Source organism: Vaccinium witches'-broom phytoplasma str. VAC (assembly GCF_000309405.1).
Taxonomy (GTDB): Bacteria; Bacillota_I; Bacilli_A; order Acholeplasmatales; family Acholeplasmataceae; genus Phytoplasma.
The window spans coordinates 1-667 of sequence record NZ_AKIN01000095.1 but is presented as its reverse complement, the minus strand read 5'-3'; the positions used below and the strand labels follow the sequence as shown (position 1 = coordinate 667).

Annotated in this window: 1 protein-coding gene; it reads left to right on the top strand. The window is 27.1% G+C overall.

Annotated features, from left to right (window positions below; all coding sequences use genetic code 11):
- A partial coding sequence (locus tag RI68_RS02080) for a sigma-70 family RNA polymerase sigma factor (RefSeq protein WP_017193594.1) occupies positions 1-576 on the top strand: 576 nt, incomplete at its 5' end.
- Positions 577-667 lie beyond the last annotated feature (91 nt).

Genomic DNA, 667 nt, shown 5'->3' with positions numbered 1-667 from the left:
TTTTTAAAAAATAAAAAGAATTTAACAATTCGTTATCAACTAATCGATTTACATTTGCCATTAGTAAATAAATTAGTTAAGCAATTTAAATATTATCCGCGTGTCCTTCAAAAAAAGGATTTATACCAAGAAGGGATTTTAGGATTAATCAAAGCCCTCAATCATTACCAAGATTTAGGTTATGACTTCATTTCTTACGCCACGCCAACTATCAAATCAGAAATTAGAGAACTAATAAGAAAAAGCCATTCACCTTCTATTCCTCAAAAAAATCATAAAACTAATAATCTTTCTTTTCAAGAAAAAACATACGAACCTAATAAAATAAACAATCCTAATCCCCATCAATTATGGATCAAACAAGTTAATCATGAAATTTTTTTAAAAAAAATGAAAGCTAAATTAAGCAAAACCGAATTCAAAATTATCCATTTAAGTTTTGGTGTTCCTTTAGGAAATATCAATGAAGATTATCAAAGATGTTATAACAATGCCAAAATAGCTGAAAAGCTCAATTTATCTTTAAAACAAGTAAAAAACATGAAAGAAAAAGCTATCAAGAAATTAGAAAAATAAAAAAAAATAAAGTCTTCATGTCCGTAATGACGTTAAACTATAATTCTTTGACGTTAGCCCAAGAGGACAGCGGAAAAATCAAGTCCCATAA